Annotated in this window: 20 protein-coding genes, 1 tRNA gene and 1 other RNA gene; 9 read left to right on the top strand and 13 right to left on the bottom strand. The window is 67.0% G+C overall.

Annotated elements, in window-relative coordinates; genetic code table 11:
• The first annotated feature begins 5 nt into the window (after positions 1–5).
• Genes J2X57_RS13090 through J2X57_RS13075 form a run of 4 tightly spaced genes read left to right on the top strand, consistent with a single transcriptional unit; the run spans position 6 to position 4530 of the window.
• The gene (locus J2X57_RS13090) at positions 6–947 is read left to right on the top strand and encodes a MoxR family ATPase (RefSeq protein WP_043694710.1); all 942 of its coding nucleotides are present in this window, start codon (positions 6–8) and stop codon (positions 945–947) included.
• Positions 947–1903: a DUF58 domain-containing protein gene (locus tag J2X57_RS13085; protein ID WP_043694713.1), complete on the top strand. Its 957-nt coding sequence runs from the start codon at positions 947–949 to the stop codon at positions 1901–1903. The genes J2X57_RS13090 and J2X57_RS13085 overlap by 1 nt, the downstream gene beginning before the upstream one ends.
• Positions 1900–3891 (top strand): DUF3488 and transglutaminase-like domain-containing protein, encoded by a 1992-nt coding sequence (locus J2X57_RS13080; RefSeq protein ID WP_309867720.1) that lies wholly within the window; start codon positions 1900–1902, stop codon positions 3889–3891. Before J2X57_RS13085 ends, J2X57_RS13080 begins: the two co-directional genes overlap by 4 nt.
• A gap of 42 nt (positions 3892–3933) precedes the next feature.
• On the top strand, positions 3934–4530 hold the full coding sequence (locus tag J2X57_RS13075) for a Slp/YeaY family lipoprotein (RefSeq protein WP_043694719.1): 597 nt from the start codon (positions 3934–3936) through the stop codon (positions 4528–4530).
• Positions 4531–4589: 59 nt separating this feature from the next.
• On the opposite strand, the gene J2X57_RS13070 is transcribed toward J2X57_RS13075, so the two are convergent.
• The 8 genes from J2X57_RS13070 to J2X57_RS13035 form a co-directional block, all read right to left on the bottom strand.
• The gene (locus tag J2X57_RS13070; protein ID WP_036112147.1) at positions 4590–4934 is read right to left on the bottom strand and encodes a histidine triad nucleotide-binding protein; all 345 of its coding nucleotides are present in this window, start codon (positions 4932–4934) and stop codon (positions 4590–4592) included.
• 16 nt (positions 4935–4950) lie between these two features.
• Positions 4951–5553: a recombination mediator RecR gene (gene recR / locus J2X57_RS13065; protein ID WP_036112145.1), complete on the bottom strand. Its 603-nt coding sequence runs from the start codon at positions 5551–5553 to the stop codon at positions 4951–4953.
• A gap of 19 nt (positions 5554–5572) precedes the next feature.
• On the bottom strand, positions 5573–5896 hold the full coding sequence (locus tag J2X57_RS13060; protein ID WP_036112141.1) for a YbaB/EbfC family nucleoid-associated protein: 324 nt from the start codon (positions 5894–5896) through the stop codon (positions 5573–5575).
• A complete protein-coding gene (dnaX, locus tag J2X57_RS13055; RefSeq protein WP_036129106.1) occupies positions 5893–7590 on the bottom strand; it encodes a DNA polymerase III subunit gamma/tau in 1698 nt (565 codons plus the stop codon). Before dnaX ends, J2X57_RS13060 begins: the two co-directional genes overlap by 4 nt.
• A gap of 76 nt (positions 7591–7666) precedes the next feature.
• An RNA gene (gene ffs / locus J2X57_RS13050) (signal recognition particle sRNA small type) lies at positions 7667–7763 on the bottom strand.
• A 230-nt stretch (positions 7764–7993) separates the two neighbouring features.
• Positions 7994–8084: transfer RNA gene (locus J2X57_RS13045), tRNA-Ser, on the bottom strand.
• An 80-nt stretch (positions 8085–8164) separates the two neighbouring features.
• Entirely contained in the window at positions 8165–8923 is a 759-nt protein-coding gene (locus J2X57_RS13040; protein ID WP_036112136.1) for an MBL fold metallo-hydrolase, read from the bottom strand.
• On the bottom strand, positions 8920–9648 hold the full coding sequence (locus tag J2X57_RS13035) for a 3-deoxy-D-manno-octulosonic acid kinase (protein ID WP_309867708.1): 729 nt from the start codon (positions 9646–9648) through the stop codon (positions 8920–8922). Before J2X57_RS13035 ends, J2X57_RS13040 begins: the two co-directional genes overlap by 4 nt.
• Before the next feature lie 43 nt (positions 9649–9691).
• Between J2X57_RS13035 and J2X57_RS13030 the strand changes: the two genes are divergently transcribed.
• Positions 9692–10768, top strand: a complete 1077-nt coding sequence (locus J2X57_RS13030; protein ID WP_239709079.1) for a glycosyltransferase family 9 protein — start codon at positions 9692–9694, stop codon at positions 10766–10768.
• On the opposite strand, the gene J2X57_RS13025 is transcribed toward J2X57_RS13030, so the two are convergent.
• Both J2X57_RS13025 and J2X57_RS13020 read right to left on the bottom strand, forming a co-directional pair.
• Positions 10769–11173 (bottom strand): DUF6165 family protein, encoded by a 405-nt coding sequence (locus tag J2X57_RS13025; RefSeq protein WP_036112131.1) that lies wholly within the window; start codon positions 11171–11173, stop codon positions 10769–10771.
• Positions 11174–11190: 17 nt separating this feature from the next.
• Positions 11191–12114: a LysR family transcriptional regulator gene (locus J2X57_RS13020; protein WP_309867703.1), complete on the bottom strand. Its 924-nt coding sequence runs from the start codon at positions 12112–12114 to the stop codon at positions 11191–11193.
• 89 nt (positions 12115–12203) lie between these two features.
• Here J2X57_RS13020 and J2X57_RS13015 point away from each other — a divergent pair, with 89 nt between their 5' ends.
• Entirely contained in the window at positions 12204–13157 is a 954-nt protein-coding gene (locus J2X57_RS13015) for an NAD-dependent epimerase/dehydratase family protein (protein WP_309867700.1), read from the top strand.
• A 14-nt stretch (positions 13158–13171) separates the two neighbouring features.
• Here J2X57_RS13015 and J2X57_RS13010 read toward each other — a convergent pair whose 3' ends face one another.
• Complete coding sequence (locus J2X57_RS13010) at positions 13172–14455, bottom strand: Nramp family divalent metal transporter (RefSeq protein WP_043694737.1); 1284 nt, start codon at positions 14453–14455, stop codon at positions 13172–13174.
• An 83-nt stretch (positions 14456–14538) separates the two neighbouring features.
• Complete coding sequence (locus J2X57_RS13005; protein WP_079521009.1) at positions 14539–15555, bottom strand: YihY/virulence factor BrkB family protein; 1017 nt, start codon at positions 15553–15555, stop codon at positions 14539–14541.
• Between the two features lie 102 nt (positions 15556–15657).
• Between J2X57_RS13005 and J2X57_RS13000 the strand changes: the two genes are divergently transcribed.
• Complete coding sequence (locus J2X57_RS13000; protein WP_043694740.1) at positions 15658–16311, top strand: response regulator transcription factor; 654 nt, start codon at positions 15658–15660, stop codon at positions 16309–16311.
• A 9-nt stretch (positions 16312–16320) separates the two neighbouring features.
• On the opposite strand, the gene J2X57_RS12995 is transcribed toward J2X57_RS13000, so the two are convergent.
• On the bottom strand, positions 16321–18954 hold the full coding sequence (locus tag J2X57_RS12995; protein ID WP_309867693.1) for a PAS-domain containing protein: 2634 nt from the start codon (positions 18952–18954) through the stop codon (positions 16321–16323).
• Between the two features lie 115 nt (positions 18955–19069).
• Between J2X57_RS12995 and J2X57_RS12990 the strand changes: the two genes are divergently transcribed.
• Positions 19070–20398, top strand: a complete 1329-nt coding sequence (locus J2X57_RS12990; protein ID WP_309867691.1) for a dicarboxylate/amino acid:cation symporter — start codon at positions 19070–19072, stop codon at positions 20396–20398.
• On the top strand, positions 20395–21423 hold the full coding sequence (locus tag J2X57_RS12985) for an alpha/beta hydrolase (protein ID WP_309867688.1): 1029 nt from the start codon (positions 20395–20397) through the stop codon (positions 21421–21423). Before J2X57_RS12990 ends, J2X57_RS12985 begins: the two co-directional genes overlap by 4 nt.
• Positions 21424–21441: the final 18 nt, after the last annotated feature.

Here is a 21441-nt window from a genome sequence, read left to right as displayed (position 1 = left end):
CGATCATGTCCGCAACGAATCCACTCAACGATGAAATGCTGCGCCATCGACTCGATGGCGCCCTCGCACAGGTCAACGGCGTACTTCTGGGCAAGCCACGACAGGTCAAGCTGGCGTTTGCCTGCCTGATCGCCGGAGGACACCTGCTACTCGAAGACGTGCCGGGTGTCGGCAAGACCACGCTCGCTCATGCGCTGGCAGCCACCTTCGACCTCGAGTTCCAGCGCATCCAGTTCACCAGTGACCTGCTGCCTTCGGACATTATCGGGGTCAGCGTGTACGAGCGCGAGACCGGCGAGTTCCGTTTCCATCCCGGCCCGATCTTCACCAGCCTCCTGCTGGCGGACGAGATCAACCGCGCCACGCCGAAATCGCAGAGCGCCCTGCTCGAGGCCATGGCCGAGGGACAGGTCACCGTGGACGGTGTGACGCACGAACTGCCTCGCCCCTTCTTCGTCGTCGCGACGCAGAATCCGCTGGATCTCGCCGGCACGTTCCCTCTGCCTGATTCGCAGCTCGATCGCTTCATGCTGCGCCTGAGCCTCGACTACCCCGACCCCGCCGCCGAACGCGCACTGCTGATCGGCGAGGACCGCCGCGACATGATGGCCTCGCTCAGTCCGCGCCTCGACATCGCGGCGATCGACCAGTTGCATACGGCATCCCAGGCGGTGAAGGTCACCGGCACCCTGCTCGACTATCTGCAGGCCCTGCTCACGGCCAGCCGTAAACACAACGAGGTGCGGGTCGGCCTGTCGCCCCGCGCCGGACTCGCCCTGCTTGCGGCATCGCGCGCGTGGGCGTTGCTGAGCGGACGTGACTACGTCATTCCCGAGGACGTCCAGACCGTGTTCGTCCCCACCGCCGCGCACCGACTGGTGCCCGGACGGGGAAGCCAGCGCGAGGTCATTGCCCGGGCGATTCTCGCCGAGACCGCGGTGCCCTGATGCCCGACGCGGTGCAGCGACTCACCGCCTGGGCGGAGCGACGACTGCCGTCACTCACCCGCATGCGCCAGCGCGAGCCGATGCCCATCGTGCTGCACCGGCGGCGCATCTATATCGTGCCGACGGGTTTCGGCCTGGGGTTTACCGTGCTGCTGGCCGTCATGCTGATCGGCGCGCTGAACTACGCCAATAACGCCGCCCTGCTCCTCACCTGTCTGGTCGGCTCGGTGAGTGCCGGCAGCATGCTGGTGGCGTTTCGCGTGCTCAACGGCATCACCGTGGGCGGTCTGCGAATGGGCACGGCGCGCGCCGGCGAGAACGTTCGTGTCTTCCTCGATATCGGGGCATCGCAGCGCGAGCGCATGGCTGTGCGCCTCGATGTCGAAGGCAGGGAACACGTGGTGGTCGTACCGGCAGGCGGAGCGGCGACGGTGGAGTTCGACCTGCCCACCGAGTTCCGCGGCTGGTTGCCGCTGCCGCGCATGCGACTGCACAGCCGCTGGCCTCTGGGCATGTTCCGTGTCTGGAGCTGGCTCAATCCCGATCGGGCCGTGCTCGTGTATCCGCGCCCCGAAGGCATGGGTCCGACACCTTTCGAACCGCAGGGCGATGCGGACCGCGGTCGCCCCCGCCCCGGCGACGAACTCGCTTCGCTGCGCGAATATCGTGCCGGCGATCCGCGCCGGCTGATCGCCTGGAAACTGAGTGCCCGGCACCACTCCCTGCTGGTCAAGGATCTGGAACAGCCCGCGCCACAGGAAGACTGGCGACTGGACTGGGACAGCATGCACGGACTCGACGACGAGTCGCGGATCTCCCGACTGGCCCGCTGGGTGGACGAGGCTCGCGAATCCGGCCGTCGCTGGAGCCTTCGCCTGCCGGACGGATATTTCGACGTGGCACAGGGTGACGAGCATTACCACCGCTGCATGACCGCCCTGGCGCTGCGCCCATGACCGGCTTCCGCCCTTCGCTGCGTGCACGCCCGTCGGACGAGCCCCGCCTCGCGCCCCGATCGTTCGACCTGCTCTGCCTCACCATGGCGTTCGTCGTCGGCGTCCACGCGCCGCACCTGCCCTGGTGGCTGACGGCTGGCCTCGCTGTGGTTTTGGTGGCCCGCTGGCAGCAACGTCGCCGAGGCGGTCGTCATCCACCGGTCTGGATCAAGGTCCCGCTGATCGGACTGCTGCTCGCGCTCATCGTTTCCACCTACGGCACCTTATTCGGACGCGAGCCCGGCAGCGCGTTCGCGGTGGGCCTGCTGGTGCTCAAACTGATGGAGAGCGAGCGATTGCGCGACGCGCGCGTCGGCGTGGCTTTCGCCGCGTTCGCACTGATGAGCGCATTGCTGTTCGACCAGAGCATCGTCGCGACGCTGATCGTCGCCCTGGGCATCGTGCCCGCCGTGATGACCCTGCGCTCGGTGGAGGAAGTGGAGCCCGCACGCATGCGCCTGCGCGTCGAGGTCATGCCGGTGCTTCTGGCTCTGGTCGTGTCGATCCCCCTCGCCCTGTTCGCCTTCCTGTTCATTCCCCGGCTGAGTTCACCCCTCTGGGGAGCGCCGACGATGGACCGCGCCACGACCGGACTGTCGGACCGCATGGCACCCGGCGACATGGCCGAGGTGCTTACCGACGACACACCCGCGATGCGCGTCAGCTTCGATGGGCCCGTCCCGATTGCCAGCTCGCGTTACTTCCGCGCCTTCACGATGACGCGCTTCGACGGTCAGGCATGGAGTCCGGGGTTCCTCCGCCGCGATGACAGCGTTCTCGAGGGATCGGCGCGGTTCCACTATCGGGTCACGCTGGAGCCGACGCGCGAGCGGGTGCTGCCCATGCTCGACATGCCCGTGACCGCGCCCACCGATGCGAGCATGCGTAGCGATCGGACCGCGCTCGCGAATCAGCGACTCGACAAGACCTATACGTACGACGCGACGGCGACCGGCGAATACCGTCTCGATGCGACGCTGGACCCGCAGACCCGTCGCGCCAACCTGCAGCTTCCGGCGAACGTCGGGCCACGTGCGCGGGCGCAGGCGGCCGCGTGGGTCGCGCAATTCGGCGGCAACCCCACCGCGATCGCCCAGGCCGCCCTGGCGATGTTTCACGACGGCGGCTTCCGCTACACGCTGGCCGCGGCGCCACTGGGACGCGACCGCATCGACGACTTCCTGTTCGGCACCCGCGAGGGTTACTGCGAGCACTATTCGTCGACCTTCACCTTTCTGATGCGCGCCGCGGGCATCCCCGCGCGCGTGGTCACCGGCTATCAGGGCGGCTACTGGAATGCGCTCGGACACTACCTCCTGATTCGTCGGGCCGACGCACACGCGTGGACGGAACTCTGGCTCGAAGGACGCGGCTGGGTTCGTTTCGATCCGACCGGCGCCGTACGCCCCGAACGCGTCACGCTGGGTGCCGCGGCCGCCGCGGCGGTAGGTGACGGCGGCGACAGTTTCTTCAATGCGGCGTGGTGGCGAAGCGCGCGAGATCGCTGGGATGTGGTCAACCAATGGTGGAACCAGGCCGTTAACGGATTCGACTCGCTCCGTCAGCAGGGCCTGCTGCAGCCGTTCGGCATCCGCCGGGCGGAAGTCGGCGACCTGGCGATCGTCCTCGCCATCGGTTGCTCCCTGCTGGTCGTGGTCGCCCTGGGATGGGCACTTTTTCAGCGACGTGAAGGCGATGAGTTGGATGTGTGGATGCGCCGGCTACAGCGGAAACTCGAAAAGGCCGGCGTGACACGACGGGCAGGCGAAGGACCGAAGCATTTCATGGCTCGCGCCGCCCGCGCGCTGCCCGACCATCGAAATGCATTGGAAAGGTTGAGCGAGGTCTACTTGCGGTCGCGTTATGCCAATGACGAACCGCCGCCTGAATCAGTAAGTGAATTCAGTCGTGCGGTGAAGGAATTAAGGCCGCGCCGCGTGGTCAAATAGGTCATGGCGCCGACTGTGTCCGGCGCTTCCAGGAGATGTGTCATGTCCATGTACAAACCGCTGGCCATCGCGGCCGCGACTCTGGCTCTCGGCGCTTGCGCCACGGTGCCGCAGCCGCTGCAGGGTCAGTTCAACGACGTATCCACTTCGGGCGCCCAGCAGGGGGGCGCACCTGGCGCGAAAGTGCGCTGGGGCGGCGAAATCATCAAGACGGAGCCGGGTCCGCAGCAGACGTGTTTCTTCGTGCTTTCCGAGCCGCTCGACAGCGAAGCCCGGCCGACGGCCAGCAAGTCCGATAGCCAGGGCCGCTTCGTCGCCTGCCGCGACGGCTTCTACGACCCCGAGGTGTTCACCCGCGGTCGCGAAATCACCGTCACCGGCACGCTGCATGGCGCCGTCTCGCAGAAGGTGGGCGACTTCGATTACGCCTATCCACGCGTCGAGGCAGACGTCGTCTACCTCTGGCCGAAGCGCGTGCCGATCAACCGTGGCTACGGTCCGGGGTTCTACGACCCGTTCTGGGGTCCGGGCTGGGGCCCGGGTTTTGGCCCGTACGGCTACGGTCCGTGGGGCGATCCGTTCTATTACCGCCCGCGCACGATCATCGTGCGGCCCCCGCCGCCGCCGCGCGCTCGCTGAGTATCGCGACCCACAAAAAAGCCGGCCATGTGCCGGCTTTTTTGTGCCTGCCGTTCTGCTTAGCCCGGCGGCCAGTGCATCTGGCGGCCGGCGAGCAGGTGGACGTGGATGTGGAAGACCGTCTGGCCGCCGTGCGTGTTGGTGTTGATGACGGTGCGATAGCCGTCCTTTGACAGGCCCTGGTCGCGGGCGTAGGACGCCGCGGCGAGCAGCAGTTTTCCAAGCAACTCGGCGTCGCCCGCGGTCGCATCGTCCAGCGTGGCGATGGCGCGCTTCGGGATGAAGAGCACGTGCACCGGCGCCTGCGGGTTGAGGTCACGGAAGGCCAGCACGTCATCGTCTTCGAAGACGATATCGGCGGGGATTTCGCGGCGGACGATCTTGGCGAAAATGGTGTCGGTCATCGGGTTTCCCTGGATATCAGCCGAGCGACTGCCGGCTGCCGAATGCGTGAGCGAGCGTGCCACGGTCGACGAACTCCAGTTCACCACCCAGCGGCACGCCATGAGCCAGGCGCGTGGCACGAATACCCGCGGCCTTCGCCAGCTGCCCGATGTAGTGGGCGGTCGCTTCGCCTTCCACGGTCGGGTTGGTCGCGATGATCATTTCTTCGATCTCGCCCTCCCCCAGCCGCTCGGCGAGCAACGGCAACCCGAGCTCATCGGGACCCAGCCCGTCGAGGGGTGACAGCCGTCCCAGCAATACGAAGTAGTGACCGCGAAAGCCGGTGGCCTGTTCGATGGCCGCGAGATCGGACGGCGACTCGACAATGCACAGCACCTGCTTGTCGCGCGTGGCGCTGGCGCACAGCGAGCAGACCGGCGTCTCGCTGAAATTGCGGCAGCGCGTGCAGTTGCCCACATCGCGCATCGCCGACTCCAGCGCGGAAGAAAGGCGCAGGCCACCCTGCCGCTCGCGTTCGAGCAGGTGGAAGGCCATGCGCTGGGCGCTCTTCGCACCGACGCCCGGCAGGCAGCGCAGGGCGTCGATCAGTTCACCGAGAAGGCGGGAGCCGTTACTCATCGTGTCGTCGGACGATCCGTCAGAACGGGAGCTTCATGCCCGGAGGCAGGTTCAGGCCGGCGGTGACGCCACCCAGACGCGTGCGGCTCATCTCGGCGATCTTGTTGACCGCGTCGTTGACGGCGGCGGCGACCAGATCCTCAGCCATCTCCGGATCGTCAGCGAACGTCTGGCGATCGATATGGACGGCGCGCACTTCGTGACCACCGGTCATCGTGACGGTGACGAGGCCGCCACCCGCGGAGCCGGTGACTTCCGTCTTGGCGAGTTCGTCCTGTGCACGCTTCATTTCGTCCTGCATGCGCTGCGCTTGCTGCATCAGCTGACCAATTTGACCTTTCACGTTCCTGGCTCCACGGGTTTGATCGATTGCGGAATGACGCGCGCGTCGAAGTCGCGCTTGAGCGCCTGTACAAGGGGGTCGGCATCCATCGAGGCTTCCGCCCTGGCCTGCGCGTCGCTGGCCGCCTGCGCCCTGCGCTCCGCCGGCGTGCCCAGGTTGCCCCGGTCGGCGACGAAGCGGAAGCGCACGCGGCGATCGAGAGCGCGCGAGACCTTTTCTTCCATCTGGCTGGTCAGTGGCTCGACCGCCAGATGCATGTGCTGGGGCTGCAGCGCGAGCACCATGCTCTCGCCGTCCACCTCACGCAGTGAGCAGTTTTGCGCCAGCTGGCCGATCGGACCACGCAGGTTCGCCCGCTCGACGATGTCGTGCCAGTCCGGCAGACCATCGGCGCCGATGCTGATCGGCCGGGGGGGCGCGGCGGGTTCCGGCGCCGGAGGCGCTGGCGCTGCGGCCGGACGCGACGGAGCCCGCGCGGTGGCCGGAGCGGCAGCCGGAGGCACCGGAGCCGCAGGGCGTGCCGCTCCCGCTGCCGCCGCTGGTGCGGACGGGCGCTCCGCGGGCGCGGAAACGGGTGCACGTGCCACGGCGACCGCCGCCACGGTTCCACCGCCGTCGGTCGGACGGAAGGCGAACATGCGCAGCAAGGCCATCTCGAAACCGATGCGCGCGTCGGGCGCCATCGGCAACTCGCGGCGACTGGTGGTGGCGATCTGGTAATACAGCTGGACGTCTTCAGGCGCGATGCGCGAGGCGATATCGGCGAGGCCGGCATCGCTCTCTTCTTCGCGATAACCAGGCACCAGCTGGATCAGCTGAATGCGATGAAGCACCGTCGCCAGATCGTCGAGCACGCCGGCGAAATCCGGAGAGAACGACGCGATGCGCTCGGCTTCGCCCATCAACGCGGCGCCGTCGCCGGCCGCCAGCGCTTCGAGGACACCCAGCACCTGGCCGCGCTCGACGCTGCCGAGCATGGCGCGCACATCGTCCGCACGCACCGCGCCGCCGCCGTAGGCGATCGCCTGGTCGAGCAGCGACAGACCGTCGCGCAGCGAGCCGTCCGCGCCGTGCGCGAGTTCGCCGATGGCTTCGTCGTCGTACTCGATACCTTCGGCACCGAGGATGTGGCGCATCTGGCCCGTGATCTGATCCGGCAGCAGCCGCTTCAGGTTGAACTTGAGGCAGCGGGACAGCACGGTCACCGGCAGCTTCTGCGGATCCGTGGTCGCAAGCAGGAATTTGACGTGCGGGGGCGGTTCTTCCAGCGTTTTCAGCAGCGCATTGAACGCCGGCTTCGAGAGCATGTGCACCTCGTCCACCAGGTACACCTTGAAGCGCCCCCGGGACGGTGCGTACTGCGCGTTCTCGATCACCTCGCGGACATCGTCCACGCCGGTGTTGCTGGCCGCGTCGATCTCGAGCAGGTCGACGAAGCGACCCGCATCCACCGCCGTGCAGACCGCGCATTCGCCGCACGGGTCTGCCGACTCGCCGCGCTCGCAGTTGAGCGACTTGGCGAAGATGCGGGCGATCGTGGTCTTGCCGACACCACGGGTGCCGGTGAACAGATAGGCGTGATGCATGCGACCGGAGTCGAGCGCGTTGGTAAGCGCGCGGACCACGTGCTCCTGTCCCACGAGTTCAGCGAACTTGCGTGGGCGCCACTTGCGTGCGAGGACCTGATAGGACATGCGTATTACCTTGGGGCGACAGTGGATTGTGCCAAGGACACGCGTCGGGCGCACCCCAGCCCCGAAAAGGCGATGACCCTGCCAGCCACACCCCGGCACCCGAGTCGTCCGCTACCGTTGCTTCCTTCCGGACCTGGCGGAGTTTACGGACTATCGTCGCGGGGGGACCGACAGGGTCACCATAAAGACGGTAAATCAATTTAAAAGCAGGGTGTTGCAACCGTGCGAGCGGGATTGTTCGGGCTCCTGCCCTCACCCCTCCGCTTCGCTACGGGGCCGACGCTACGCGTCGTCCAAATTTGTTCCAGACAAATTTGTCGAACCCGCGCGGGTTCAAATCCCGCTCCCACGGTCTCGCTTCGTTTGTCTCTGCGCCACCTTTAACGGTGTCGCATTTTAGATTTGGCGGAGAGAGCGGGATTCGAACCCGCGATACCTTATTAGGGTATACACACTTTCCAGGCGTGCTCCTTCAACCACTCGGACACCTCTCCGCACTTGCACATCCTCTTCCCCGGCGTCCTGTCCGGCAAAGAAGCGGAAGGATAACGTTCCCGCCGCGGCGGGGCAAGCCTCAGCCGGCACCGGGACGCGGCGGCTGCGGTTCGGGCAGAGCCAGGCGTTCCCCCGGATGAGCGATCCGGTAGCCGCGTGAGACCAGCGTTTCACCGTCTTCGGCGCTGCCGTAGTGATACAGGGCCATGCGCGCGGTGACCTCGGGCGCGTACTCGCGCTCCAGATCGTCCACGCCGGTATGCGACGGATTGCCGATGACGCCGCAGTCGTGGGCGATCAGTTCGCCAGCCGCGCCGTGCAGCGCCAGGGCCTCCGGCACCGGCCGCGTATCGCCCGTGTAGACGAAGCTGCCACGCAGCGCCAGGCCGTACGAGGTGCCCTGCACGTGATGCCGGGTGGGGAAGACGTCGAACCAATGGCCTTCGTGCCAGAACCCGCGGGTGCAGGGCAGCAGATGGAAGGCCTCCCAGTAATTCACGCCGCCCTCGGCCAGTGCGCCCGGGTAGTCGGCCACCCTTCCCTGCAACCACGGCAGGAGTGCGGCGTGCAGGTAAACCCGGGTGCGGCCGCGCAGGGCTTCGTCGAACCACAGGCGGAAGAACAACCTTTCCATGCCCGCGACATGGTCCATGTGCACATGCGTGACGTAGAGCGCCGGTGGCGGCGTGCCGTAGGCGGCGACGTAGCGATCGAGGGTATCGGGGCCGCAGTCGACCAGCAGCAGCGGTTTGCCGTCCCGCTCGACGACCACGGCCGACGAACCGAGCTCGACCGCGTGTGCCGCGCCGGTTCCGAGGAAATGCAGGTCCCAGGTCATGCGCGCAGGCTCCGTTCGTAGTGTTCGATCAGGGCCGGCCATAGCTCGGCGTCGAAGGTGTCCCCGGCCGCGTCGCGCGCGCCGAGCTTCACCAGCGAGCGCTTCAGGCGGGACAGATTGGCATGGCGCCAGCCGCGCGACGGACGGCGCAGACGCCCCCGGTCGAAATCGATCAGGTAGAGACCGTCGGCATTGACCAGAATGTTGTGCGCGTTGAGGTCGGCATGCCAGGCGCCCTCCCGGTGGAACCGGGCGATCAGCTCGCCGACCCGTCCCGCCAGCGCCGCATTGAAGGCGCCATCCTGAAGGCGCTCGGCCAGCGTGGCGGCGGCAGGAATGCGCAAGGTGATCAGGTCGGCCGAGTAACGGAAGCCCTGACGAACGAAGCGTGAGGCCACCGGCGGCGACACGGGCAGGCCCCGGCGCTCCAGTTCGGCCAGCAGACGGAACTCGCGGTCACTGCGTGTGCGGCGGCGGCCGGTAAAGAGGTAGCGATCGCCGAGCAGACGGGCGACCATACCACCGCGGCGATAATGCCGAAGCACGGCTTCGCCGGCCGGGGTATCGATTACCGCGACACCGCCCCGCCCACCCGATTGCGTACGCAGCGCACCCCGCTCGCGCCAGTAGTCGGACGAGAACCAGGGTGCGTCGACTTGAGATACACGGGTGGCGTCGAACAGAATCGTCCCGCCCGCGCTCTCCTTGACTCGTTGCTCTGTCATTCGTCGGCCGCCCTTACGCAGCCACTCATCCGGTACTCCGATCGTGTCCAGTCTACCAAGCCGTCCACTCCCGTCGGGAGATTCCAGCCTCTGCATCCTGCGTACCTCCGCCATCGGCGACGTGACGCACGTGATTCCGCTGGTCCGCACCCTTCAGGAAAAGTCGCCCGGCACGCGCCTGACGTGGCTCGTCGGCAAGCTCGAGCGCAAGCTCGTGGGCGATTTTCCGGGCGTCGAGTTCATTACCTTCGATAAGGGCAAGGGCCGGGAAGGCATGCGCGAGGTACGCCAGGCGCTGGCCGGACGCCGGTTCGACGCCCTGCTGCACATGCAGGTGGCATTGCGCTCGAATCTGCTGAGCCTGGCCGTAAAAGCCGATCGCCGCATCGGCTACGACCACGCCCGCTCCAAGGACCTGCACGGGCTCTTCGTCAACGAACGCATCGAAGCCCGCACGGGCGAGCACGTGCTGGACGCCATGGCCAGCTTCATCGAGCCGCTGGGCCTGAAGCAGACGGAGGTGCGCTGGGACATTCCCGTGCCCGCCGACGCCCACGAGTGGGCCGCCGAACAGCTGCCCGGCGACGCGCCGACCCTGCTGGTCAGTCCGATGTCGAGCCACACGGTGCGTAACTGGCGGGTCGACCGCTACGCGGCCCTGATCGACCACGCGATGGCGCGCGGCATGCGTGTCGCGCTGGTCGGCGGTCCGTCGGACCCCGAGCGCGCGCTGGCGGACAGCATCCTGGCGGCGACCGAGGCGGCCCCGCTGGACCTGACCGGCAAGGACACGCTGAAGCGTTTCATGGCCCTGCTGGCACGCAGCGCCATGATCCTCACGCCGGATTCGGGCCCGATGCACATGGCCAACGCGGTGGGCACGAAGGTCCTGGGGCTGCACGCCGCCAGCAACCCGCACCGCTCCGGCCCCTACTCGGACCGTCGCTGGTGCGTGGACAGATACGACGCGGCGTCGCGCAAGTTCCTCGGCAAGCCGGCGTCCGAAATACCCTGGGGCACCAAGATCGAGAAAGCCGGCGTCATGGACCTGGTCGAGGTCGCCGACATGAAAGACCGCTTCGAGGCCTGCGCGGCCTTCCTGAAACTGCCGCTCGCCTGATCAGGCCTGCGGCGCGCGGTAGTCCTGATACGACTTCTCTTCGACCAGCGTCGAGCCCAGCTTCGTGTTGATCTCGCGCTTGATCGCCGCGCGCTCGTCGTTTTCGATGTACACCGAACGGGCGAGCTGGATGAATTCGTCGTCGAACGCCTGAGCACGCTCCTTCATGCGGATGTCGTCTTCGATCTTCCACAGGCGCTGGTTGACGGCCAGCAGGCGCGACGTCTCGTCGGCGATGTCGGTCCCGGAGGCCCTGTCGTTCTTCCACGTGGCCTCGAGCAGTTCGAGCTCGTTGCGCACATTGGCCAGCTTGGCCGCGTCCTTGATCTGCTGCAGTTTGATCTGGAGGATCGTGATCTTGTCGATCAGCTCACCGTAAGAAACGGGGGTCTGGATAAGGCTCATGGCAAATCTCCGGTCGGTCAGGCGCCGGAGGTTAGCAGTTTTGCACCCGCAGGGCCGCCCCCGAAGGCGGCGAGGCTGGCGGCGAGACGATCGAATACGGCCCGGACACGACGGCTCTTGCGCTGGTCCTCGTGCATGACGACCCAGATCGGGAGGCACACCTCGAGCTCGTCGGGCAGTAGGCGTACCAGGCCCATGCGGTGCGCCAACGGCACCTGACAGAAGCCGATGCCGAAGCCGGCGCGGATCGCCGCCATCGCGGCCAGATCGTTATCCGTGCGCAGCGCGAAATGCTCGCGCGAATACGGGACACCGGCCGGCCGCAATGCGCGGATGTACGGTTTTTCCTCGTCGTAACCGATCAGCGCGTGCGTGACGATATCGGCGACGCGTTCGGGCGCGCCAGCCACAGCGAGGTAGTCAGGGTGACCGTATAAGCCCAGCGGTATGTCGCAGACATGCCTGGCGACCATCGCGTCCTGCTCGGGCATCGCGCTGCGAACGGCGATATCGGCGTCCCGACGCAGCAGATTTTCGGTGCGATTGGTGGTCGACAGCTCGATGACGATGCCGGGATGCGCGCGCCGGAACGTTGCAAGCATCGGCGGCAGGATCTCGACGCCCACCACCTCACTGGCCGTGATGCGCACCACGCCGTGCAATGCCTCACGCGTGCCCGAGGCGACCCGGAGCACGGAGGCGGCCGCGGAAGCCATGGCCTCCGCATGAGGCTGCAACTCCAGCGCCGCGTCGGTCGGAATGAGTCCGTGGGATGCGCGGGAGAACAGCGGAACGCCAAGCGACGCCTCCAGCTCCCGCACATGCCGGCCGAGGCTCGGCTGGGTCATGTCCAGCGACCGCGCGGCGCCGGACAGGCTGCCTTCGCGCAATACGGCGAGAAAGGAGCGGAAAAGATCCCAGGCGGGCTCGGTGTTGGCCATACATAAACGTATAGCAGATGTTTACTGATGCGCAATTCCCGAACAGGGGCACACCCATCAGACTTTGCCCATCCCAACGGAGCACCGCCATGACCCAGCACCCGCGCACTGCCCTCGTCCTCGGCGCGACCGGCGGGGTCGGCGGCGAAACGGCCCGCGCCCTGATCGCCGCGGGCTGGAACGTCGACGCCCTGACCCGCCACACGGGAAAGACCGGAGATGGCATCCGGTGGATCGAAGGCGACGCCATGGTCGCCGCCGACGTGCTTCGCGCGGCCGACGGAGCGCAAGTCATCGTCCATGCCGTGAACCCGCCTGGCTACAAGGACTGGGAGCGCGTCGTTCTGCCGATGATCGACAACACCATCGCGGCGGCGCATGCCGTCGGAGCGCGCATCGTGCTGCCCGGCTCGGTCTACAACTACGGGCCCGACGTGTATCCCATGATCGCCGAAGACGCCGCGCAGCATCCGCCGTCACGCAAAGGAGAGATCCGCGTCGACGTCGAACGACACCTGCAACGCGCGGCCCGCGACGGCGTACGTAGCCTCGTGCTTCGTTGCGGTGACTTCTATGGGCCGGGTGGCGGCAACAACTGGCTGGCTCAGGGCATCGTGACGCCCGGCAAACCGCTGCGCGCGATCCGCTATCCCGGTCCGCCGGCGCTGCGGCATGCGTGGGCCTATCTGCCCGACGTCGCATCGACCCTGGTGGCGTTGCTGGATCGCGAGGACGAACTCGAGACCTTTGCACGCTTCCACTTCGGGGGACACACCCTCACCGGTGACGAGCTGCACGCCACTATCCGTCGTGCGTCAGGTAAGCCGTCGCTGCGGATGCGTCCGTTTGCCTGGTGGATGGTGAACCTCATCGCACCGTTTCACGAGACGATGCGCGAGGTGCGCAAGATGCGCTACCTGTGGAATGAGGAAGTGCTGATGGACGGTAAGCGCCTGCGCGCCTTCCTGCCGGGACACCGTGACACGCCGCCCGATGTGGCGATGAAGGTCACGCTCGACGCGCTCGGTGTTCTGACGCGCTGATTCGGACCGCCGATTCAGAGCGAGACGGCGCCGAACGCGTCCATGAGCAGCAGTACGTTGAGCCCGAGCACCACCAGTGCGGCGAGCGCGGCGAGACCCACCACGAGCATCCCGTTGCGGAAGGCACCCATGACGTCGCGCCGACTGGTGAACCACACCAGTGCGATCATCGGGAACGGCAGCGCGATGCTCAGCGCGACCTGGCTGAGCACGAGCGCGCGCGTCGCATCGACGCCGGCCAGCACCACCGCGAAGCTGGGCAACATCGTGATCGCCCGTCGCAGCCAGATCGGGATGCGAAAATCGACGAAGCCCTGCATGATCATCTGCCCCGCCATGGTGCCGACGACGGAGCTGGAGAATCCGGAGGCGACCAGCGAGACCAGGAAGATCGTCGCGGCAGCGCCGCCAAGCAGCGGTACCAGTGTCTGATAAGCGGTTTCGATCTTCGCCACATCCGGGTGGCTGCCGTGGAACGCGCCGGCCGCCATCACCACCATGGCGAGGTTGATCAGGCCCGCGACGGCCAGCGCCAGGATCACCTCGAGGTTGGACAGGCGGATGATCCGCCGGCGCTCGCTGTCGTTCTTCGGCTGCGCCCGACGCTCGGTCAGCCCCGAGTGGAGAAACAGCGCATGCGGCATCACCGTGGCGCCGATGATGCCCACGGCGATGGCGATGGCGGCGCTGTCCGGAATGTTCGGCACGAAAATCTGCTGGCCCAGCGACTTCCAGCCCACCGGCGCGATGAACAGCTCCACGAGATACGACAGTCCGACCACGCCGACCAGCGCACCGATGGTCAGTTCGAGCCGTCGGTAGCCTTTGCCTTCCAGCATCAGCAGCGCGTACGTGACGATGCCGGTGATTCCCATGCCCACCAGCAGCGGCATGTGGAACAACAGGCTCAGGCCGATCGCCCCGCCGAGGAATTCGGCGAGATCGGTAGCCATCGCCGCCAGTTCGCTCACCACCCACATCAGATAGACCAGCGGTCTCGGCAGGCGATCCCGACAGAGCTCCGCGAGATTGCGGCCCGTGACGATTCCCAGCCGGGCGGAGAGGCTCTGGAACAACATCGCGACCAGATTGGCCAGGAGCACCACCCAGAGCAACGCATAGCCGTAGCGAGCGCCCGCCTGGATATTCGTGGCGAAGTTGCCCGGATCGATATACGCGACCGAGACCACCATCGCCGGCCCCGCGAACGGCAGCAGCGCGGACAGGCCACGGCGGCGTCCGGAAAGGACGTCGACCATCGCCGGGTCGGGATTCTGCTGTCTTACCTGATCAAGCATGCGATGAATCCGCGGGACTTACGACAAAAAGAGAGCGCCGCGCGGTGAACGCGCGGCGAAGCTGCGTGGGATGCATGCCCCCGTTATACGCCGCGGCCGCGCGCCTTGCGACGCGAGCCCGGTGCGAAGACGAGTCCGGCGATCACACCGGCCGCGATGAGCGAGCCCGCGACGGCGGGCGACGAGACCTTCAGCGTCCGGACCTGGCGCACCGGCCGCTTCGGCCCGTGCTGCACCTCGGCCGGCGCCGCCTCGATCTCGACCGCGTGCGTGCTGGGCCGGATCGGCTTGCCGCGGGCATCGGCAACGCCACGGGTCAGCTCCGCGCCGAGCAGGACGATGATCGATGAGTAATAGGTCCACGTGAGCAACACCACGAAGGCACCGGCCGGTCCGTACGCGCCGCCGACATCCGAATACTGGATATAGAGGCCGATAGCGTACTTGCCAACCATGAACAGCACCGTGGTGAGCACCGCGCCGATCAGCGCCTCGCTCCAGTCGATCACCGCGTCGGGGAGCACCTTGTACATGGCGCCGAAGGCCACCACGAAAACCACCACGGAGATACCGAATTCCACCGCCTTCCAGGCGGTGGAGTCACCGCGGATCATGGTCTGGATGATCGCGCTGACGATAAACGAGACGATCATCATGAAGGCCATGCCGCCGAGCAGCGCGAAGGCGCGGCCGCGCGCGCGCAGCCAGGCGCCCACGGCCTCGCCCGGCCGGGCCTTCACCCGCCACACCCGATCGAGGGTGCCCTGCAACTGGGCGAACACCGCCGAGGCGGCGAACAGTGTCACGCCGATGCCGATAACGCCCGCGATGTCGCCGATCCGCGGATGCGCCCTGGCGCTGTTGATCACCGAATCGATCGCGCCAGCCGCGCGGCTGCCGACGACCGCCGACAGGGCCTCGGTCAGCTGGTCACGCCATTCGGGGTGAAGCAGCGAAATGACCCAGACCAGCAGGAGCAGGAGCGGCGCGAACGACAGCGCCGCGTAGAACGCCAGCGCCGCGGCGCGCGTCATCAGCTCATCGTCGCTGAAACCGTCCACCGCCGAGACGATGGTTCGTTTGAGAGCGCCGCCGGTCATGCCCTTCTCCTGATCGTTCTACGCGTTTCCACCAGAGGCATACCTTCAGGGAGGGCGAGCGCACGTGATGTGAACGTGGAAGCAAGGCCCTAGAATCGGCGTATGCCTCTGACCCTGCTGATCGCCGACGACCACCCGATGTTCCGCGGCGCCCTGCTGCACGCGCTGGCCGAACCCCTCCGCGGCGGCCGTGCGCTGGAAGCCGCCAGCCACAGCGCCATGGAGACCGTGCTCGCCTCCGGGGAATCCGTCGACCTGGTCCTGCTCGACCTGACCATGCCGGGCGCCATGGGGTTCTCCTCCCTGCTCTGGTTGCGCGGCGAGCACCCCGACGTGCCCGTGCTGGTGGTTTCCTCGAACGACCACCCGCGCAACGTGCGCCGGGCCCAGCAGTTCGGCGCGGCGGGATTCGTCTCCAAGTCCGCACCCGCCGAGGTATTGCGCGAGGCGGTGGCCGAGGTCATGCAGGGCGGCACGGCTTTCGTGGGTGCGCGCGCCGAGCGCAGCGACGACGACGCGCAACTGGCCGCGCGGCTGGCGCGGCTCACGCCCGCGCAGTTCCGCGTGCTCATGCTGATGGCCGAAGGTCTGCTCAACAAGCAGATCGCCGCAGAGCTCGGCCTCGCCGAGAACACCGTGAAGATTCACGTCACGGCCGTGCTGTCCAAGCTCGAATGCCGCTCGCGCACGCAGGCCGCTGTGCTGGTGAAGTCGCTCGACATCGACGAGGGTGTCGATGGCTCGCATCCCGGCTGACGCGACCCGCTAGCCGGCGAGCATCAGCAGCCGGCTCATCACCGCACGCAGACGTGCGGGCGCCAGCGGCTTGGTCAGGTAGCGCAGCCCGGCCGCCGCGGCGCGCTCGACATCCGATGCCGAGGGCGCCTCCGCGATGAGCACGACCGGCGGCAGGCTGCCCCATCGCGAACCGAGCGCTACGCGAAGCTCTTCGGTAGCCATGCCATCGATCGGATCCTCGAGCAACACGATCGACGGTGCCTCGTCGGTCTCGGCATGACGCATGGCTGCGCTGGCCCCGGGGACGGCCACGACATCGCAGCCCCACGAAGACAACAGCCGGGCCGTCGCCTGTCGCGTGACGGCGTCGGCATCGACGAGCATCACACGCGCCCCCGTAAAGGGCGACTCGTCTTCGGCACTCGCACCCGGCGCGACCGCATCGGCATCGCCGCGATACACCGGAACGGCGATGGAGAACACGCTGCCGCGCCCCGGTAGGGAGCGCACGCCGACACGCGCTCCGAGCAGCCGACCGATGCGATCGACGATGGAGAGACCGAGCCCCGAACTGCGGCGGTCGCGATCCACCCCGTTATCGAGACGAAGAAACTCGTCGAAGATCGCGCGCGTTTTCGCCTCGGGAATACCGAGCCCCGTATCCCAGACCTCGATGCGCACCGCATCGCCCTGCCGCCGCGCACCGATCAGCACGCCACCGCGCGGTGTGTAGTGGATCGCGTTGGAGAGGAAGTTCTGCAGCACGCGGCGAAGCAGCAAGGCATCGGCACGCACGACGAAAACACTGTCGACCCAACGCAGGCGCAGGCCGCGCGAATCGGCCAGCACGGCGAACTGACGGGCCAGGTCGGCAAGCATCGGGCCCAGTGCCACCGCCGTGAAACGGGGCTCGACCGCACCGCCCTCCAGACGGGACACGTCCAGCAAGCTGGCAAGCAGTTCGTCCTGCGTGTCGAGGGCGCTGCGCACACGCTCTGCCAGTTCGCGCTCGTTCGCGTCGAGCCGGCCCTCCGCCAGCGTACCGATGAAAAGACGCGCGGCATTCAACGGCTGGAGAAGGTCATGCACGGCGGCGGCGATGAAACGCGTCTTGGATCGGTTGGCGCGCTCGGCCTCCGCCTTGGCCTCGTGGAGATCGCGCGTGCGCTCGTCGACGCGTTGCTCGAGGCTCGTCGCCAGCGAGCGCAACTCGCGCGCCGCCGCCTTGTATGCGGTGATGTCGGCATAACTGGTAACGAAGCCACCATCCGGCAGCGGGTTGCCACGAATCTCGAACGTCGTGCCGTCCGGACGCTCGCGCTCATACATGTGCGGGCTACCCGCACGCAGGTAGGCGAGACGACGCTGAATCGCTTCCTCGGGATCGCCCGGGCCCAGAAGGCCTCGACGTGCGTTGAAGCGGAACATGTCCTCGATGGGCCGCCCCACCCGCATGTAGTCGTCGGGAAAACCGAAAATCTGCTGGTAACGCGAATTCCACGCTACCAGACGCAGCGAGGCATCGACGACGCTCACGCCTTGCGGCAGGTGCTCCAGGTTGCCGTGCACCCCCTGGGTCGCCTCATGCGCGGCGGCTACGATGCTGTCCTGCGCCGACCGCAGCGCGGCGGCATGATGCGCCACCATGCGCTCCAGTTCCTCGCGGCTGCGCAGACGCAGACGTGCGAGGCGGATCCGCTGTTGCAGGAACAGACCGAAGAGGATCACAGGCAGCCAGCCTGCCAGTACGATCAGCGCCGCGTTACGTGCCGCCACGGTCGCCGGGCGCGCATCGGCCAGCAGGTGCAGTGTCCAGGCCTGCTGCGGTAATGGCAGGCTGCGCCAGATGACCTCATGAGGCAGCTCGGGCGACGACACCCTCACCTGATCCGCACCGTCCCCGGCGGTTCCCACCCGGGTGCGTACGATCAGGGGAAGCGTGCGACCGCCGTACTGGCGCGTGCGATCGATGGACAAGGCGTCGCGTGGATCGAGCGCATGCAAGGCGCGGTACATCCATTCGGGGCCACGGTTGGCCAGGAAGACCACGCCGTGCCGGTCGGCCAGCAACACGATGTCCTCTTCGCGCGCCCAGTCGTGGCGCACATCGTCCAGCGTGATCTTGACCACGACCACACCGATATGACGGCCCGTATCATCGTCGACGGTGCGGGTGATGAAGTAGCCCGGCACGTTGGTGGATACGCCCAGCGCGTAGAACGTGGAGTGGCCGTCACGCATCGCGTCCTGAAAGTACGGCCGGAAACGGTAATCCAGACCGACGTTACTTTCCGGCGTGTTCCAGTTGTTGGCGGCCACGGCGTGGCCGTCACGGTCCAGCAGAGTCAGCGTCGAGGCATGCACCGCGCCGTTGGCCTGTTCCAGTTTGCGGTTGAGCGCCGGCGTATCGATGGATGCGGTCGGACCGGACAACGCGGCCCTGAGCTCGGGATCCAGCGCCAGCACGTCAGGCAGCACGGTAAAGCGATCGATCAGGCGCTGCACCGCCAGCGCATGCAGATTGAGCCGGTCCGCCGACTGCGCGGCGATGCCGCCGAGCGCCCGCCGCCAGGCCCACCAGCCGCCCAGCGCCACGCTCCCGGCCATGGCCAGCAACAGGATCAGCAGGGTAACGAGGCGGGCAAGACGCGATCGGGGCATGCGACATGCTCGCACAGGCGCGGGACCTCTAGCCGGAATGTGCTATGGGTCGTTCCGGCCGCAGGGAGTACAAAACGGCACCCGCCCTCAAAAGGGCAGCTGCCGTTGTCGTGCCATGTCCCTGCGCTCCGCCTCGCCCCTCGTACCTGTCCCCTTCTATCGCCAGACCTACGTCCAGGTGCTGCTGGCCATCGCACTCGGCGCCCTGCTCGGCCACTTCTGGCCGACGTTCGGCCAGTCGCTGAAGCCTCTGGGCGATGCCTTCATCAAGCTGGTGAAGATGATCATCGCGCCGGTGATCTTCCTCACCGTGGTCACCGGCATCGCCGGCATGCCGCACCTCAACGCCGTCGGTCGCGTCGTGCTGAAGGCGATGATCTACTTTCTGGTCTTCTCGACCCTCGCGCTGATCGTCGGCCTGATCGTGGCCAACGTGGTGCAGCCGGGTGCGGGTCTGAACATCGATCCCGCGACCCTGTCGACGAAGGAAATCGCGACCTATGCGTCCAAGGCGCACGATATCTCGTTGACCGGCTTCCTGCTCGACATCATTCCGGACACGGTGGTCGGCGCGTTCACCTCGGGCAATATCCTGCAGGTGCTGCTGTTCGCGGTGCTGTTCGGCATCTCGCTGACGATGGCCGGCGAGCGCGCGAAGCCGGTCGTCTCCTTCTTCGAGTCGCTGACCGCGCCGGTGTTCACGCTGGTGCATCTGCTGATGAAGGCCGCACCCATCGGTGCCTTCGGTGCCATCGCGTTCACCATCGGGCGCTATGGCATCGAGTCGCTGTCGAACCTGTTGTTTCTGGTCGCCACGTTCTACGGCACGGCGATCCTGTTCATCGTGGTGGTGCTGGGCACGGTCGCCAGACTGGCGGGTTTCTCGATTTTCCGGCTGCTGCGCTATCTCAAGGCGGAACTGCTGCTGGTACTCGGCACCTCGTCGTCGGAGGCCGCGCTTCCCTCGCTGATGGAGAAGATGGAACGTGCCGGTTGCGACAAGTCCGTCGTCGGTCTGGTCGTGCCCACCGGTTACTCGTTCAATCTGGATGGCACCAACATCTACATGACCCTGGCCGCGTTGTTCATCGCGCAGGCGACCAACACACCGCTGACGCTCGGTGAACAGGTCGCCCTGCTGCTGGTGGCGATGGTCAGCTCGAAGGGCGCGGCGGGCGTCACCGGTGCGGGATTCGTCACGCTCGCGGCGACCCTGTCCGTGGTGCCTTCGCTGCCGGTTGCCGGCATGGCGCTGATCCTCGGCGTCGATCGGTTCATGAGCGAGTGCCGCTCGCTCACCAATTTCATCGGCAACGCCGTGGCTACCGTGGTCGTCGCACGCTGGGAAGGCGCGCTGGATCGCAAGGCTATGGACGCTGCCCTGTCGTCTCGCGCGGAGAACCGCGCGCCCACGCTCGTCGCTTCACAGGGGAAACAGTCATGAGCTTGCTTCGCGTCGCGCTACTCGCCGCGGCCGTCGGTCTCGCGTGCACCGGCCAGGTGGCAGCGCAGGCCGCGCCGGATGCCGGTAAACCCACCTCCATCGATCTGTGGCCCGGCAGTCCGCCGGGCGGCGGCAGCGGTCCGAAGGGGCCGGAGCGTATCGGCCAGAGCGGTACCGGTGTCGGCGCGGTCTCCAACGTCAGCCGCCCGCGTATCGAGGTATATCGCCCCGCCCGCCCGAATGGCGCGGCGGTGATCCTCATCGGCGGCGGTGGCTATTTCCGTATCGGGATCGGGCATGAAGTGATCCCGACGGCGAAATGGCTGGCGGCGCTGGGCGTCACGCCGGTGGTGCTTTATTACCGCCTGCCCGCCGATCACTGGCCGGCCGTCGCGCCATTCCAGGATGCTCAGCGCGCGATCCGCGTTTTACGTGCGCATGCCAGCGAGCTCGGCATCGATCCGAAGCGCGTGGGTGTGGTCGGGTTCTCGGCGGGTGGCAATCTTGCCGGTATCGCCGAGACGCGCTTTGCCGATGCGTTCTATCCCGCCGTCGACGCGGCGGACCAACAGTCGGCACGACCGGATTTCGCCGGGCTGATCTACCCGGTGATCTCGTTGCAGAAGCCCTTCGATACCACACGGTCCAGCCGCGAACTGTCCACGCAGTCCGATGCGGTGCAGGCCTATTCGGTCGAGCTCCACGTGACGCACGACACGCCGCCGACCTTTCTCGCGCAGGCAGCCGACGACCCGATCGCCAACATCGGTAACAGCCTGGTGATGTTCGACGCCCTGCACAAGAACGATGTCGACACCGAAATGCATGTGTTCGACAAGGGTGGTCATGGGTGGGGTCTCGGCGATCCCGGCTCGGCGCCGGCGCAATGGCCTCGCTTGTTCGCCGCCTGGGCACGTCGCGCAGGCTTCTTCAACGCCGTCGACACCGGCCCGTTCGCCGTGCCCGCCACATCGCCGTCGAATGCCGCGCCCGCGGCCAGCGATGCGATTCCGGACGACAACTGATCGCCACCGACGACGAGA

It is taken from the genome of Luteibacter sp. 1214 (assembly GCF_031455395.1).
GTDB classification, from domain to species: Bacteria; Pseudomonadota; Gammaproteobacteria; order Xanthomonadales; family Rhodanobacteraceae; genus Luteibacter; species Luteibacter mycovicinus.
The sequence above is the reverse complement of the archived record's forward strand: the minus strand, read 5'-3'. Positions and strand labels throughout refer to the sequence as shown.